We start from the raw sequence: 15682 nt of genomic DNA on the forward strand, positions 1-15682 counted from the left end.
GATCGCGCAGACGTAGGATGTCTCATGCTCCCGACATCGCCGTCGCCGAGCCGCCGCAACCGATCGGAGCACGTCGTGCACGAACCGCTCACCCCGCTGGACCCGACCACCCTGCCCGAGCCCGTCGACGTGTCGGACAACACCGCGGCCCTCGCCGCGGTCGACGCCGTCGTCCGCTCGGGCCCGTACGACGCGACCTGGGCGTCGCTGCAGCGGTACCGCGCACCGCTCTGGTACCAGGACGCCAAGTTCGGGATCTTCGTCCACTGGGGCGTCTTCTCGGTCCCCGCGTTCCGGAACGAGTGGTACTCCCGCGACATGTACCGCGCCGGGACGCCCGAGTTCGCGCACCACGTCGAGACCTACGGGCCGCAGGACGCGTTCGGGTACAAGGACTTCATCCCCTCGTTCACGATGGAGCACTTCGACGCCGCCGAATGGGTGCGGGTGTTCCGCGACGCCGGCGCACAGTTCGTCGTCCCGGTCGCCGAGCACCACGACGGCTTCGCGATGTACGACACCGACCGCTCCCGCTGGAGTGCAGCGCAGCTCGGGCCGGGGCGTGACGTGTTCGGCGAACTCCTCGTCGCCGCGGACGAAGCGTGGATGGTCCGTGGCGCGTCGTCCCACCGGGCCGAGCACTGGTTCTTCATGAACGGCGGCACGAAGACCCCCTCGGACGTGCTCGATCCGCGGTTCAGCGACTTCTACGGGCCGGCGCAGCGCGAGGAGACCGCCCCGAACGAGCGCTTCCTGGAGGATTGGCTGCTCCGCACCGTCGAGCTCATCGACAAGTACCGCCCGCAGGTGCTCTGGTTCGACTGGTGGATCGAGCAGCCCGCGTTCCAGCCGTACGTGCGCACCCTCGCCGCCTACTACTACAACCGCGCCGCCGAGTGGGGCCGCGAGGTCGTCATCAACTACAAGTGGGAGACGTTCGCGCCGGGCAGCGCCGTGTACGACATCGAGCGCGGAGCGATGGCCGGCACACCGGAGGCCGTCTGGCAGAACGACACCGCGATCGCCAAGACCGCGTGGAGCTGGATCGAGGGGCACGACTACAAGACCGTGCGCGACCTGGTCGCCGAACTCGTCGACGTGGTCGCGAAGAACGGTGTGCTGCTGCTCAACACCGGGCCGAAGGCCGACGGCACCCTGCCCGAGGACGAGGTCCGCATCCTGCGCGGCATCGGCTCGTGGCTCGCGGTGAACGGCGAGGCGATCTACGGCACCCGGCCGTGGACGATCTCGGGCGAGGGGCCGACGACACGACCCGCCGGCTCGTTCGTGGATGCCGACACCGTCGAGTACACCGCCGAGGACGTCCGGTTCACCACGCGCCACGACGTCACCGGCGATGCCGTCTACGCGACGCTGCTGGCCGACCCGGACGACGGGTCGGCCAGCATCCGGGCGTTCGGGTCGGCCTCGGGCCTGCTCGGTCGGAGCATCCGGTCCGTCGCGGTCCTCGGCCACGCCGGCGAGGTCGCCTGGGAGCAGCGCCCCGACGCGCTCGTGGTCGCGCTCGAGGGCGTCACCAGCGTCGACTCCGGTCCGGTGGTCCGGGTGCGACTCGCGCCGGTGGTCGAGCAGGAGCGGCAGGACTTCCTGCACCAGTGACCGGCGGTCGCGGTGCGGTCGTCAGTCGCTCGGGAGCTCCACGCGCGGCGCCGCGAAGTCCGCGGACGCCGAGACGGCCTCCCACGCCGTCGCTTCTGCGATCTGCTGCTCCGAGTACGCGATCGCCAGTCGCGCCGCTCCGGTGCCGATGACGAGGTGGGACGGCAGGCGTTCCCGTCCCACCGTCCGCACGAGGATCTCGGCGGCACGGTCCGGGTCCCCGGCCGCGGGCGAGCTCCGCAACCGTTCGGCGACGGCGCCGACCGTGGATCGGTACTCGTCCGGGACGGTGCCGACGTCCATCGACGCTCCGGCCCAGTCGGTCGCGAACCCGCCCGGCTCGACGACCAGGTAGCGGATCCCGAACGGGGCGGTCTCAGTGGCCAGCACCCGGGTGAGTCCGTCGATGCCGAACTTCGCGGCTTGGTACGAGCCGAGCCCCGGGGTGCCACCGACCCGACCGCCGACGGACGAGAACTGGACCACGGTGCCGCCGCCCTGCGCACGGAGGATCGGGATCGCCGCCTTGGAGACGTTGTGGACGCCCCAGAAGTTCGTCTCGAACTGCCGTCGGAAGTCGTCCTCCGCCGTGGTCTCGATCGGCGCGAGGTTCGCGTAGCCGGCGTTGTTGACGACGACGTCGACCCGGCCGAATGCGTCGCGGGTGGCTGCGAGCGTGGTCGCGGCCGCGGCGGCGTCGGTGACGTCGAGGGCGAGCGGGAGGACCTGGGCGCCGAACTCCTCGACCAGGTCGGACACCTGCTGGGGGTCCCGCGCGGTGGCCGCGACCCGGTCTCCGGTGCGGAGTGCGGCGAGGGCCAGTGCGCGGCCGAAGCCGCGGGACGAACCGGTGATGAACCAGGTGCTGGACATGCTCGACCCCGTCAACCGACGACGATGTCGTCGATGCCGATCGAGACGATCAGCGGCTCCGGCAGCGCCCGGCCGTCGCCGTCGCGGACGAAGATCTCCCGCTCGGTGGCGAGCAGGAGACCGTCGACCCAGGTCTGCCCGGTCATGTACTCGACGCTCGGCGAGGCGCCTGCGATGTCGACCTCGTAGTCACGACGCCGCAGGACGCCGTCAGCGTCGGCGTAGAGGGTCTGCGTCGGGGTGTGGGTCGCGATGCTGTCGGGGTAGGTGACGCGGAGCCGGTCCCACGTCGCGCCGTCCGGCTCGGTCCACGGACCGACTTCCTCCACGTGGACGCCGGGGAACGTGAACGACCACGGCTCCGTGTTGTAGGTCCACATGGCGTACCCGGTGAAGTAGGCCAGCTGCAGCCGGTTCCACGGGGTCTCGAGCACGTGTCCCCGGAACGACGACCGTGGGTCCGCCAGTTCCTCGATGACTTCGTCGCCGTGGGGGGTCGTGCGGACCACCGCAACGTGGTCGCCGGTGAACTCAGTCCGGAGGTCGTCGGCGCCGAAGTGGTCGAGCGACGTGCGCTGACGCCGGAGGTCGACGGTGAAGCGTCCTTCCTCGGCGATCCCGGGCACCTGCTTGAGGCCCCAGAAGACGCCGCCGAAGTGGCGGTTCGCCGAGATGGTGGAGACGTCGGCCCAGCGGGTTCCGCCGTGGGCGTCGACGATGCGGTCGAGCAGGGTCGTGGTGGTGGTCATGATGACTCCGTGGTCAGGCGGCGGTCGCCGCGGAGAGGAACTCCTCGACGACGGCCGCGGCCTCGTCGGGGTACTGGAAGATCGACGCGTGCGCGGCGTCGGGGAACACGTGCAGGCGCGCGTCCGGGATGAGCCCGACCAGCGTGTGGCTGCCGGGCGTGCGGATCATGAGGTCGTCGTCGCCCTGCAGCACGAGCGTCGGCTGGCGGATGGCGGTCAGACGTTCGAGCTTCGTCAGGTCCGGGACCCCCCAGGCGAGCACGGCGTCGTACTGGGCGTCGCGCACCGCCGGGGTGGTCGGGGCGTCACGGTCCTCGGTCCGGGCGCCCAGTCGACGCAGGAAGTCGACACCGCGAGCCCGGCTCGTGTCGGTGTGCGCGAAGAAGATGTACAGCAGGCTCTCGGCCGTGGGGACGTCGTGGCGGGACTCGCGCTCGATGTCCTCGCGCCATCCGTGCATGGTCGGCGCGCCGGCGGGGCCCGTCCCGGCGAGCACCAGGGAGCGGACCGCCCACGGCCGCAGCAGGGCGATGTCCTGTGCGACGAACCCGCCGAGGGAGAACCCGAACAGGTCGAACCGTCGGATGCCGAGTGCATCGGTGAAGGCCAGCAGGTCCGTCGCCATCTGCGCGACGGTCGACGGGACGATCCCGGTCGAGGCGCCGACGCCGGCGTTGTCGACGAGGATGACCTCGCGCCGAGCTGCGATCGGATCGATGAGCGCCGGGTCCCAGTTGTCGAGGTTCCCCCGGAAGTGCATGAGGAACAGGAGTGGGACGCCATCGGTGCTGCTCCCGAACCGGCGGTAGGCGTACGTGGTGCCGTCGGCCGCCGTCACGGTCTCGGTCGGGACGGTCGTCGTGGTGGGACCGGTCGTGGTTGCCGTGGTGCTCATGGGTGACTCCTCGGGTTCGACCGACCCCGGTGGTCGGCTGCGGGGTCGACGCTAGGAGCGGTGCACGCCGAGCCGCGTGCTCCCGTCAGGGACATGGTCCGGACGCGGGCAGGCACGGTCCCGTCCCTCAGTCCGCGTCGTCGGCGAGCGTGGCGCGGACGGCGGCTTCCTCGATGTCGAGGACGGTCAGCACTGCGCGGACCGTGGTCTCCGGGTAACGCCCCTCGCCACGTGCGCGGAGCACGGCCCGACGCTCCTCGACGATCGTGAGCATCCGCAGCTCGGCGTACGCCGCCGCACGGTCCGCACGGACGCCCTCGTCGCCGACCAGTGTCTCGCCGAGGAGTGCCGCATCGATCCGGACGCGTTCGACCGCGCGGTCGTCGTAGGCTCCGGCCTCCAGCCGGTCGACGAGTTGCAGACTCTCGGCACGGGCCTCGGCGAGGAGCAGCTGCGTCTCCATCCGCTCCTGGTCGAGGTTCGGCGCCGGCAGTCCCCCCCGGCGGATCACCCAGGGCAGCGAGAGCCCGAGCAGGAGCGTGGCGATGACGACCACGAACGCGAGGAACTGCAGGAACGCGCGGTGGGGCGTCTGTTCGGGCAGCAGGAACACCGCGGCGAGGGTGACGACGCCGCGCACACCGGCGACCGTGACCGGCAGGTCCAACCGCCACTGCCAGCTCCGACGTCTGAGCCGTGCCGGTCCCCAGCGGTAGACCGCGGTCACGGCCAGGCTCCAGCCCAGTCGCGCGGCCACCAGGACCACGAGGACCACCCCGATCACGAACAACGCTCGACCCAGCCCGATCCCGGACGACAGCGCGCCACGCAGGATCGCCGGCAGGCTGAGACCGATGAGCAGGAACACCGCGTTCTCGAGCAGGAACTGGATGGTGCGCCAGTTGAGCGACTCGGCCAGGCGGGCCTCGGCCGACTGCAGGACCGGGGCCCGGAACCCGAGGAACAGCCCCGCGACGACCACCGCGAGGGGCCCTGATGCGCCGATGCCGTGCGCCAGCAGGAACGCGACGTACGGCGTCACGAGGGACAGGCTCGTGTCGAGGACCGCGACGGAGAGCCGCCGCCGGACGGCGCCCATGGCGAAGGCGACGAGCAGGCCGATGCCGATGCCGCCGACCACCGCGAGGACGAACTCACCGACGGCCCGGACCGGGTCGAACGCCGCGACGATCGCGACCACGGCCGTGTTGAGCGCGACCAACGCCGTGGCGTCGTTGAGCAGGCTCTCGCCGTCCAGGATCGAGGCGAGCAGCCTCGGCAGCGGTGCACGACGGGTGACGGCGGACACCGCGACGGCGTCGGTCGGGGCCACCACGGCGCCGAAGGCGAAGGCCGCTGCGAGGGTCAGCGTCGGGACGACCGCCCACGTCACCAGACCGACGACGACCGTGGTGAAGGCCACGAGGCCGACGGAGAGCAACAGCAGCGACTCGCGGCGGGCGCGGACGTCCGACAGCGACGTCTGCAGGGCCGCTGCGAACAGCAGCGGCGGGAGGAGCACGGACAGGACGAAGTCCGGTTCGACGTCCACGCGGGGCACGCCGGGCACGTAGGAGACGGCGACGCCGATGACGACCAGGGCGAGCGGAGCCGACCACCCGACGCGCCGTGCCGCCGCGCTCACCGCGACCGTCACGACCAGGAACGCGACGACCCAGGCGAGGGTCGTGTCGATGCTCACGGCGACGGCTCCACGGGACGGTCGGCGGAGTGCTCGGTGGACGCGGGTTGGTGGGGGTGCATGTCCGGACCGTAGGTCGACGTCCCCCGGACGTGCGTGTCCCCGCCCGGGGCACCCGTGGCGGCCGCGTCGGCCAGCAGGTGGGTGGTCCCGGTGGGGACACGCCCCTGCCGCGGCCCCGCTCGTAGCGTCGCCATCGCCGACGACGGACGTCCGGCACCCGACCACGACGCAAGGAGCCCGCAATGCCCACGTTCACCACCCCCGACGGCATCGAGATGTACTGGACCGAGCAGGGCGAGGGACAGCCCATCGTCTTCGCACACGGCTGGCCGCTCAGCTCGGACGCCTGGCAGCCCGAGCTGAAGTTCTTCAGCGACAACGGCTACCGCGCCATCGCCCACGACCGCCGTGGACACGGTCGGTCGGAGAAGACCGCGGTCGGCCACACCATCGACCAGTACGCGAAGGACCTGGCGGCGCTCATCGAACACCTCGACCTGCACGACGTCGTCGTGTTCGGGCACTCCACCGGTGGTGGCGAGGTCGTCCGCTACGCCGCGCGGTACGCCGACGGCCGGGTCGCCAAGGTGGTCACGGCCGGAGCGATCCCGCCGATCATGGTCAAGACCGAGAGCAACCCCGAGGGCTCGCCGATGGAGGTCTTCGACGGCATCCGTGCCGGCGTGCTCGAGGACGCCTCGCAGTTCTGGCTCGACCTGTCCGAGTCGTTCTTCGGGGCGAACCACGGCCGCGACGTCTCGTACGGCGCGAAGCTCGACTTCTGGCGCCAGGGGCAGAACGTGAACCTGTCCGCCGCGTACGACTGCGTCAAGGCGTTCTCGGAGACCGAGCAGACCGAGGACCTGCGGTCCCTCACCGTGCCGATACTGATCAACCACGGCGAGGACGACCAGATCGTCCCCATCGACGACGCCGCCCGCAAGGCGATCGAGCTCGTCGCGGACGGCACGCTCAAGACCTACCCGGGTGCCCCGCACGGCATCCACGGCGACTACCGCAAGGCCCTGCAGCAGGACGTGCTCGCCTGGATCAGGAGCTGACGCGACCCCCCCGCAGCGACCTGGAGGCGCGTGGCGGCCCCGCCACGCGCCTCCAGGTCGCCCTTGGCCATCCCACGGAATGCCCACCCACCTCAGCAGGTTACATTCGCGTCCGCCTCTGGAGGCATCGATGAACAGCACACTCGCGGAGCGCCCACGGCTCCCCTTGAACACCTTCGGCATCGCGTTCGGCACAGCCGGCCTCGCCGGCACGTGGACCGTCGCGGGCGTCGAGCTCGGCGCGCCGCCGGCGATCGGCGAGGTCCTCTGGGCCGCGGCGGCTCTGGCCTGGGTGATCACGATCGTCCGCTCCCTCCGACGCCCGGGGGCTGTCAGGGGCATCCGAGCGGATCTCCGGCACCCCGTGCTCGGCCCCTTCGCCGCGCTCGTCCCCGCGGTCGGGTCGCTGCTGGCGGCACACCTCAGCGCGACGTCGCCGGTCGTGGGTGCGGTCGGCGTCTGGGTGATGCTCGTCCTGACCACGGCGTTCGGCGCCTGGTTCCTCACCTCCTTGCTCACCGTCCCCCGCGACATCGGCACGCTGCACGGTGGGTACCTGCTGCCGACGGTCGCCGGCTCGCTCCTCGCAGCGCAGTCGCTCGCGACGATCGGCGCACAGACCCTCGCCGTCGGGTACTTCGCCGCGGGGATCCTGTTCTGGATCCTCATCGGCGCGATGCTCGTCGCGCGCCTGGCGACGGGGCCGGCGATCCCAGCGCCGCTCCTGCCGACGCTCGCGATCTTCTCTGCACCACCGGCGGTCGCCGGCAACGCCTGGTGGGTCATCAGCGGGGGTGCTCCCTCGACGGTCGACACCGTACTGGCCGGCACGATGGTCGCGCTCCTGCTCCCGCACCTGTTCCTGCTCCGCCGGTACCTGACGAGCGGCTTCGCGATCGGGTTCTGGGCGATGACGTTCACGACGGCGGCGAGTGCCACCTACGCGGTGCGACTGCTCACCGCCGCGGACGTCGGCGCGCTCGGGACGGCCCTCGCATGGGTGGTCGTCGGGGTGGCGACCGTCATCGTCGGCAGCATCGCGACCCGCTCGCTCGGCCTCCTGCGCCGGTCGGAGGCCGACGGACCCCGTCGGTCCTCGGCGACCTACCGACGCACCGCCCTGGTCGGTGTCGTCATCGCGTCCGTCGCCGTGGCGTTCGGCGCCGGAGCGGGCAGCCCGCTGTTCGTCGTCTACCAGTCGGCCTGGGGCTTCCCGGACTGGCAGCTGACCACGGCCTTCACGGCCTACGCCGTCACCCTGCTCGGGACGCTCCTGGTCGCCGGACGTCTGTCCGACCACGTGGGACGTCGCCCGGTGCTGGTGGGCGCGCTCGTCCTCCTGCTCGTCGCTGGTGCCCTGTTCCTGGTCGCCGACTCCGTCTGGTGGGTGATCGCCGCTCGTGCCGTGCAGGGGATCGCCACTGGTGCGGCGACCAGCACGTTCACAGCGGCGATCATCGAGCTGTCGAGCGAGCGCCACCGCCGCACGATGACCGTGCTGACCAGTGCCGCTCCCGTCGGGGGGCTGGCGCTCGGTGCGTTCGGTGGCGGTCTCGCCGCGCAGTTCGCACCGGACCCGACCGCTGCCGTGTTCCTGACGCTGGGCGTCGTCCTGCTCGTCGGTGTCGCCGCGGTCCTGGCTGCGGACGAGACCGCCGACCGCCACTCCGGGGCGCTCGCGTCGCTCCGGCCGGTCCTCGCCGTCCCCGCGGCCGCCCGGACCTGGTTCGGCGTGCTCGCTCCGCTGACGGTCGCCGGGTGGATGTTCTCGGGACTCTTCCTCGGCCTCGGCCCACGCCTCGACGACGGCGTGTTCGGCATCGACGGTGGCACCGCCAGCGCCGTCGTCATCGCGCTGCAGCCCGCCGCCGCAGCCATCGCGGGCATGCTCTTCTCACGCTCGGCGGCGCGGGTCGCCACCGCCGTGGGCGCCGGGCTCCTGCTGCTCGGCGCGATCGGCGCCGGCACGGCGATCCTCGCCGCTGACCTGCCGCTGCTCGTCGCCGCCGCGATCGTCGGCGGAGCGGGCCAGGGCGCCGCGTTCGGCTCGTCCCTGCGGATCCTCGGACCACTCGCCGACAACGCCACACGCGGTGGCCTCTTCGCCGCCGTCTACCTGGTCGCCTACGCGGCGTACGGGATCCCGGTGCTCGTCGCCGGGTTCTTCACCGACGTCGTCGGGCTCGCCGAGGTCGGGGCCGTCTACGCCGGACTCGTCGCGATCGCCGCCGTCGCCGCAGCGATCGGCCTCACCGCGCGGTCCCGCCGGGAACGCACGGCAGTCCACGCGGCCTGAGCCGTCCCCGGTCAGAGAACGGCCCGGTCCCCGCAGGGACCGGGCCGTTCGGTATGCACCCGGGTCACGGCGCCCTCAGGAAGAAGTCGCCGTACGCGGGATCGTCGGGCAGTGAACGTTCCGCCGTCAGGACCGCGATCTCACGTGGCGATCGCAGCACGCGTCGGCGCCACTGGTCCGGCTCCGCCCGGAGCACGTGGAGCACGGCACGCAGCGGGTTCACCGCCGGGCTCCCGGACGGCCGGCGACGGCTGCCGGGGACGGCAGGAGCAGGGTCTGCACCGCAGGGGTGGCGGCGCCCGCGCCCACGTGCAGGACGGCGGGCAGGGGCGGGAACGAGATCGTCATCGCGGGTCTCCTCGGGTCGGTGTCACGTCGTCGCGACCCTCACGACGCTACGGCGGCCGGACCCTGCGCACGTGTCCCCCCGAGGGCCATTCCCCCGCAGCCCACGTGGGGACCTGGAGCGGGTCTCGCGGCGTCCCACGGGACCCCGCATCAGTCGTGGAGCGACCGGGCGAGTGCCGCGAGTCGCCCGGTCGACGTGTCGTCGGCGCCGTGCCACAGCAGCAGCGTGTCACCGTCGGGCCCGGGGACCGAGAACCGGTGGTAGGCCAGGACGACCCGGCCGGTGCCATGGAGCGCGAACCCGACGACCCCGCTCGGCTCGGCCCCGTCGGGCTCCGCCCAGAACTGCGCGAACGCGGCGCTCCGGGCTGCCAGCTCCCCGATGAGCTCCACGTACCCGCGGTCCTGGTGGTGTTCGTCGAGCGACCGCCGGAGCTCGGCGGCGAGTCGCGCGCCGACGGGTGTGGTGCCGGCGGGGTCCACGCTCGAGCCGGCCCGAGCACCGTCCCCCGACGGCAGGAACGCGGAGCGCGCGAGGTTCGCGCCCGGTCGGAACGTCCGGTGGAGGGCACGCGCGAGATCGTTGACGATCCGGATCGTCAGGTGCCGGTCGTAGACGACGGCGGGCACCGTCCGCCACGGCAGGACCAGGCGCTCGAGCAGTGCCCGCCGGCCGTCGGCTCCGTCGTCCGTGCTCACGGGCGGAGCGTACGGCCGAGCCACGAGCGGCGGACGTCCAGGGCGGGCAGGAGCGTCGAGACCACCACCAGCACGGAGCAGAACCCACCCGCCCACAGCAGCACGTCGAGGGGGACGGTGGGCCGGGTCGCCGGGTACGACGGCGCCAGGACGGTCCACTCCGCGCCGACGGCGATCAACACGGTGGCGCCGGCGATCAGGATCCCCGTCACGCTGAGCACGAGTCCCTCGAGCGCTGCGACGCCCACCGCGAGCCCGGGCGACGCGCCGATCGCGCGGAGCTGCTCCCGTTCACGACCGCGGTCCCGCGTCGACATCGCCGCGGTCGCGGCGGCGCCGATCGCAGCGAGGAGCACCGGTCCGCTCAGGACGAGGAGCGTCGCCCCGGCCCCGCTCGCGTGCGCCGTGGCTGCCCCGAACGCGCTCGCCGCCGTCCGCTGGCCGCCGACGAGCGCCGTGGGCAGCCCGACGGCGATGAGGAGTGCGGCGAGGGTGGTGTCGCTCCGCGTCGCGGCCCACCGCGCCGTGGCCCGTGCGACCGCGAACGCCACCGACGCCCGTTCCGGCACCGCCGCCGTCCAGAGCCGCACGACGGGTGCACCGATCGACCGACCGAGGACCGCGACCACGGCGATGAGCACGGGTCCGATGAGCAGCGCCGGAGCCGCTCCATCGGGGACCGACCGCGGGAGTCCGACGAGCATGCTGACGACGAGGGCGCTCAGCAGCACCGCGACCGCGATCCGACCGGCTCCGGACCGACGTCCACCCGTCTCGGTGCGCAGCAGCAGCAGCGGCGAGGTCGAGGCAGCCCGTCGGCTGCCGGGCAGCGCAGCCAGGACGGCCGCCACCACGGTGGACAGGACCACCGTGGCGGTCTCCTGACCGGACCCCGTCACGTCGACACCGGCGAGGCCCGAGGCGTCGGCGAGCGACGCCGCCACCGACGCCGGCACGACGGAGGCCGCCACCGTGCCTCCGCACACTGCCCCGATCGTTGCGGTGACGGCCGTCTGGAGGAGCATCGTGACCCGGACGCCGCGGGGTGTCACCCCGGCGAGTTGCCAGAGGGCGTGGGTCCGCTCGAGGAGACCCGCGGTCAGCCGGACCACGGCGGAGACCACCACGAGCAGCGCGATCAGTCCGAACGCAGCCGTCGTGCCGGCGATCGACAGCAACGCCAGTCCACGCACGCCGGGGGTCCGGAGTCCACTCACGATCAGGACGCCGGGCACGGAACCCGCGACCGCGGCGACCGCGCACACGGTGAACAGCCCGGCCCACACCTGCCACGACGACCGCAGGTCGGCCACGGCCAGCCGGGCCACGATCACGCCGCGGCCGCCGCTCGCTCGACGGCGGCGAACAGCGCGGCCGCGTCCGGTCGGTCCAGTTCGGCGTGCACCGTGCCGTCCCGCAGGACGATCGCACGGTCTGCCCGAGCCGCTGCGGCGAGGTCATGGGTCACCATCACCACCGATCGGTCGCCACCAGCCGCGCGACGCAGGAGGTCGAGGACGTCGGAGCCCGCGACGGTGTCGAGGGCTCCGGTCGGTTCGTCGGCGAAGAGCACTCGTGGTCGGACGACGAGTGCACGCGCGATCGCCACCCGCTGCTGCTGCCCACCGGACATCGCTTCCGGTCGCCGTTCGGCGACGGCGAGGAGTCCGACGTCGTCCAGCGCGGCGTCCACCGTTCGCCGATCGGCCGGCCTGCGGGCGAGCCGAGCGGGCAGGGCGACGTTCTCCCGGGCCGTCAGCGCCGGGAGCAGGTTGTACGCCTGGAAGACGAACCCGACGCGGCCGCGGCGGTGCCGCGCCGCACGTTGCGGCGACAAGGTACGGAGATCGACACCGTCGAGCACGACCGAGCCACGGAGGGGGGTCTCCAGGCCCGACAGGCACGCGAGCAGGGTCGACTTGCCCGAACCGCTCGGGCCCACCACGGCGAGCATCTCCCCGGGCCGGACGTCGAGGGACACCCCGCGCAGGACCGGTACCGCCGGTCCTGCCGCGACCGGGTACGCGTGCTCCACGTCACGGGCACGCACGATCGGCTGACGGTCGAGGTCGAGGTCGGGGTCGGGGTCGGGGTCGGGGTCGGGCAGCACCGTCGCAGACTACGGAGGGCCCGGACGCCGAGCGTGTCCGTGCCGGGGACAGGTTCACCGGCCGTGCTCGTCAGGACGCCTGATGCCCGGTCCGTTGGAGCAGTTCCTGCAGCCCGCCGAGCACCGCGACCGCCTGGGCGTCGGCGCGTTCGTCGTCCACGAGGGCGATGCCCCGCTGCGCGTCGGCGGCCGCGTCGTCGACGTCGCCAGCGCCGAGAGCAGCCTCCGCGCGCTGCCGCAGGGCGCGGGCCGCCCCGATGTCCCACGCCATCTCGGTCGCGGCGCCGAGTCCCGCCTCGGCCGCTTCACGCGCTTCGTCCCACCGCCCGATCGCGTTCGCCGACTTCGCGATCTCCTCCAGGGCCACCACGCGGGTGAAGGCCGCCCCGGGATCACCCGCCGGCGCACGTCCGAGGTCCACGAGCACGGCCCGGAACACCTCGATCGCTTCGTCGTGCCGCTCGAGCAGGTGGAGCGCCGCGCCCGCCATCGATCGACACTGCACGAGCGCTGCGTCGTCGCCGGCCCGGGTGTTGCCGTCGATCGCCGCGTCGATGTGCGGCAGCGCGAGCAGGGGCTGCCGCAGCGCGAGGTGCGCCCAGGCGACGTGGTACTCGGCGTTCGCCGTGACCGCGACGTCGCCAGCCGCCGCGGCGTCGGCCAGGCCGGCGGTCGCCAGGTCGAGAGCACCGGCACGATCGCCGCGTTCCATCAACGCGGCCCACGTCTGCAGCCCCAGCAAGCGGGAGGATGCACCGCGGTCCCCGATCGCTCGCGCCGCGTCGACGGCAGCGCCGAAGACGTCGTACCAACGGCCCCACGCCGGCCAGAGGTTCGAGAACCACTGCAGTCCGGTTGCCAGGCCGACGACCTCCGCCCTCGCCTCGGGGCTGTCGCACTCGGCCGACGACCGGAACGCCGGCCACCAGTGGTCGACCTCCGTGACGATCCACGCCCTCGCTGCGACCGGGTCGGCGGAGACCTGGAGCGCCGCAGGGTCGGCTGCTGCACGGTGCTCGGATGCCGGGGCGAACCGGCTCGCCGCCACGGTCACCGTGGCCAGCAGGGACCGGTGCAGCCGCTCGCGCCATGCCCCCGTCGCGGCCGACCCGTCCTCCTCGGTGAGCCGGTCGGCAGCGAAGGCCCGGAGCAGGTCGTGCACGTGGTACCGGTTGCCCCCGCGCGGCTCCAGCAGGCCGAGGTCGACCAGTTCCTCGAGGGCGTCCTCGGCGGTCGGTTCGTCGAGACCGAGCGCCGCACCGCCGACCTGTGCGTCGAACGTCGTCCCGTCGATGACGGCGAGGGACCGGAACACCCGGGCCGTCGTCTGCGGGAGCCGCCGGTACGAGGCGCTGAACGCCGCCTCGACCGACAGCGATCCGTGCCGCAGCGCACCGATCCGGAGCTCCTCGGCCAGCATCGCCTGCAGGAACCCGTCCACGTCGGCGCCCGGTGCTGCGATGCGACCGCCCGCGACCCGGAGCGCCAGGGGCACGCCTGCGCAGCGCCCGGCCAACGCACGCAGCGCCGGGTCGTGGGTCGCGTCCGGCACCATCCGCCCGAGCAGGGCCGTGCCGTCGGTCTCGGACAGCGGACCGACCGTGATGCGGAGGTCCGCGTCGAGACCCGCGAGCAGCCGCCGGGACGTCACCACGACCGGTCCGCCGGAGCCCCCTGCGCCGGTGACGGAACGGACCTGCGCTTCATCGACGGCGTCGTCGAGCAGGACGGCGTGGCCGTGTGCATCGCGCAGCTCCCGCCAGCGCGCCGTCGCCGCGTCGAACCCGGTCGGTGCCTCCTCTGCGCCGGCGGTCGCGAGGGTGACCAGACGACGGACGACGTCCAGTGCGGACAGCGGCGTCTCCGATTGTCCTGCCAGGTCGACGTGGAGCCACCGGCCCCTGCTGGTCCGCAGCGCCTCGGCAGCGAGCGCGCTCTTGCCGATGCCGGGACCGCCGGCGATGACGACGACGGCCCCGGCCCCGGCCCCTTTTCCTGCGCCGGCGCCGGCGCCGGCGCGGAGGCGGTCGACGATCCGCCGGACCTCGTCGTCCCGCCCGGTGAAGTCCGCGACGACGTCCGGCGCGGTGGACGAGGTCGCTGCCCGAGCCCGACCGATGCGCAGCAGTGCCGCGCGCTCGTCCGGTCCGGCGCCGAGTGCATCGGCGAGCGCTTCGAGCGTCGCGCGCTGCGGCCGACGTGCGACGCCGCGTTCGACGTCGCCGAGTGTCCGGACTCCGATCCGTGCGGCCCCGGCGAGGTCGGCGAGGGTCATGCCCGCGCGGGTCCGCAGACGGCGGAGGAGTGCTCCATCTGGTCCTTCGGGCACGGCTTCCTCGATTCCTGCCTGCGTTCTGCATGGTGCGGACGCCGGGCTGCTGGTGTGCTGATCTCCGACATCATGCAGCACCGCTCGGCGGGGCCGCACCGGACGACCAGAGGGAGAGCCGTCATGCCGATCACCGTGACCCCGCTCGGCGAATACCTCCGCGCACGACGAGCGCTCGTGCAGCCCGAGGACGTGGGGATCGTCTCGCTCACGCCCCGCCGCGTCGCCGGACTCCGACGAGACGAGGTGGCGCGTCGGGCCGGGATCAGCCAGGAGTACTACCTCCGGCTCGAGCAGGGGCGCGACCGCCAGCCGTCCGACCAGGTCCTGCACGCGCTCGGCCGAGCCCTCAACCTCGAAGCCGTGGCCGTCGACCACATGAGCAGACTCGTACGGATGCAGGCGGGCGAGGCGCCGATGGAGGCTCCGGCTCCCGCGACCGAGGTCCTCGCGGCGCTGGCCGGCCTGCTGGACCAGTGGACCGGGACCCCCGCCTACATCATGGACGGCAACCAGGACGTCGTGATCGTCAACCCGCTGGCGCGGGCGATGACCGGTGGCGGCCTGCGGCCCGGCGTCAACCTACCGCTCGCCGTCTTCTCCAGTGCGGGGCGGGCGATGCTCGAGGACTGGCCGGACGCGGCGGCGCGGACCGCTGCCACCCTGCGCTACGGGAGCGATCCGCGGGACCGTCGGCTCCAGGAGATCGTGGGCACCCTGTCGGTCCGCGACGACGACTTCCGGCAGCTGTGGTCACGCCACGACGCGCGCCCGTACCTCAACGGCTCCGTCCGCCAGCACGTGCACGGGTACGGTCCGGTGACACTGGCGTGCCAGACGCTCGAGGTGCCCGGTCCCCGACGGTTCGTCCTGACGGCCTTCCACGCGCCGGCTGGTTCCGAGGGGGCCGCAGCACTCGCCGGTCTCGGGCGCCGGCCCGGTGCGGCGCCGGGTGGTCCGGTCCGGGCGACGGCGGTCGGCGCCGCGGCCGGGTGAC

13 protein-coding genes are annotated in these 15682 nt (G+C 73.1%); 4 read left to right on the forward strand and 9 right to left on the reverse strand.

All coding sequences use genetic code 11. The features are described 5' to 3' along the window. Positions 1 to 24 precede the first annotated feature (24 nt). Entirely contained in the window at positions 25 to 1620 is a 1596-nt protein-coding gene (locus tag ACVKXF_RS00120; RefSeq protein ID WP_456794480.1) for an alpha-L-fucosidase, read from the forward strand. 21 nt (positions 1621 to 1641) lie between these two features. Here the strand turns inward: ACVKXF_RS00120 and ACVKXF_RS00125 are convergent, their stop codons facing one another. The 4 genes from ACVKXF_RS00125 to ACVKXF_RS00140 form a co-directional block, all read right to left on the reverse strand. Next, positions 1642 to 2493 carry an SDR family NAD(P)-dependent oxidoreductase gene (locus tag ACVKXF_RS00125; RefSeq protein ID WP_456794481.1) on the reverse strand — a complete coding sequence of 284 codons (852 nt, stop codon included), beginning with the start codon at positions 2491 to 2493 and terminating at the stop codon, positions 1642 to 1644. Between the two features lie 11 nt (positions 2494 to 2504). After that, a complete protein-coding gene (locus ACVKXF_RS00130) occupies positions 2505 to 3242 on the reverse strand; it encodes a hypothetical protein (RefSeq protein ID WP_123310093.1) in 738 nt (245 codons plus the stop codon). A gap of 13 nt (positions 3243 to 3255) precedes the next feature. Continuing rightward, complete coding sequence (locus ACVKXF_RS00135) at positions 3256 to 4137, reverse strand: alpha/beta fold hydrolase (RefSeq protein WP_340195604.1); 882 nt, start codon at positions 4135 to 4137, stop codon at positions 3256 to 3258. A 127-nt stretch (positions 4138 to 4264) separates the two neighbouring features. Then, positions 4265 to 5839, reverse strand: coding sequence for a cation:proton antiporter (locus tag ACVKXF_RS00140; RefSeq protein ID WP_123310097.1), 1575 nt, complete (start codon positions 5837 to 5839; stop codon positions 4265 to 4267). Between the two features lie 245 nt (positions 5840 to 6084). Between ACVKXF_RS00140 and ACVKXF_RS00145 the strand changes: the two genes are divergently transcribed. Together ACVKXF_RS00145 and ACVKXF_RS00150 are read left to right on the forward strand one after the other, a co-directional pair. Further along, positions 6085 to 6903, forward strand: a complete 819-nt coding sequence (locus tag ACVKXF_RS00145; protein WP_123310101.1) for an alpha/beta fold hydrolase — start codon at positions 6085 to 6087, stop codon at positions 6901 to 6903. Between the two features lie 130 nt (positions 6904 to 7033). Then, positions 7034 to 9199: an MFS transporter gene (locus tag ACVKXF_RS00150; protein ID WP_456794482.1), complete on the forward strand. Its 2166-nt coding sequence runs from the start codon at positions 7034 to 7036 to the stop codon at positions 9197 to 9199. 219 nt (positions 9200 to 9418) lie between these two features. On the opposite strand, the gene ACVKXF_RS00155 is transcribed toward ACVKXF_RS00150, so the two are convergent. The 5 genes from ACVKXF_RS00155 to ACVKXF_RS00175 form a co-directional block, all read right to left on the reverse strand. Further along, complete coding sequence (locus tag ACVKXF_RS00155; protein ID WP_340195601.1) at positions 9419 to 9547, reverse strand: hypothetical protein; 129 nt, start codon at positions 9545 to 9547, stop codon at positions 9419 to 9421. A gap of 150 nt (positions 9548 to 9697) precedes the next feature. Further along, a complete protein-coding gene (locus tag ACVKXF_RS00160; protein ID WP_148061673.1) occupies positions 9698 to 10246 on the reverse strand; it encodes an MmyB family transcriptional regulator in 549 nt (182 codons plus the stop codon). Further along, complete coding sequence (locus tag ACVKXF_RS00165; RefSeq protein ID WP_456794483.1) at positions 10243 to 11580, reverse strand: hypothetical protein; 1338 nt, start codon at positions 11578 to 11580, stop codon at positions 10243 to 10245. Before ACVKXF_RS00165 ends, ACVKXF_RS00160 begins: the two co-directional genes overlap by 4 nt. Then, positions 11577 to 12356, reverse strand: a complete 780-nt coding sequence (locus ACVKXF_RS00170; protein ID WP_340195600.1) for an ABC transporter ATP-binding protein — start codon at positions 12354 to 12356, stop codon at positions 11577 to 11579. Before ACVKXF_RS00170 ends, ACVKXF_RS00165 begins: the two co-directional genes overlap by 4 nt. Positions 12357 to 12426: 70 nt before the next feature. Then, on the reverse strand, positions 12427 to 14784 hold the full coding sequence (locus ACVKXF_RS00175) for a helix-turn-helix domain-containing protein (protein ID WP_456794484.1): 2358 nt from the start codon (positions 14782 to 14784) through the stop codon (positions 12427 to 12429). 24 nt (positions 14785 to 14808) lie between these two features. Here ACVKXF_RS00175 and ACVKXF_RS00180 point away from each other — a divergent pair, with 24 nt between their 5' ends. Continuing rightward, positions 14809 to 15681: a helix-turn-helix domain-containing protein gene (locus ACVKXF_RS00180; RefSeq protein ID WP_185021215.1), complete on the forward strand. Its 873-nt coding sequence runs from the start codon at positions 14809 to 14811 to the stop codon at positions 15679 to 15681. The last annotated feature ends 1 nt before the right edge of the window (position 15682 follow it).

It is taken from the genome of Curtobacterium sp. PvP017 (assembly GCF_054060195.1).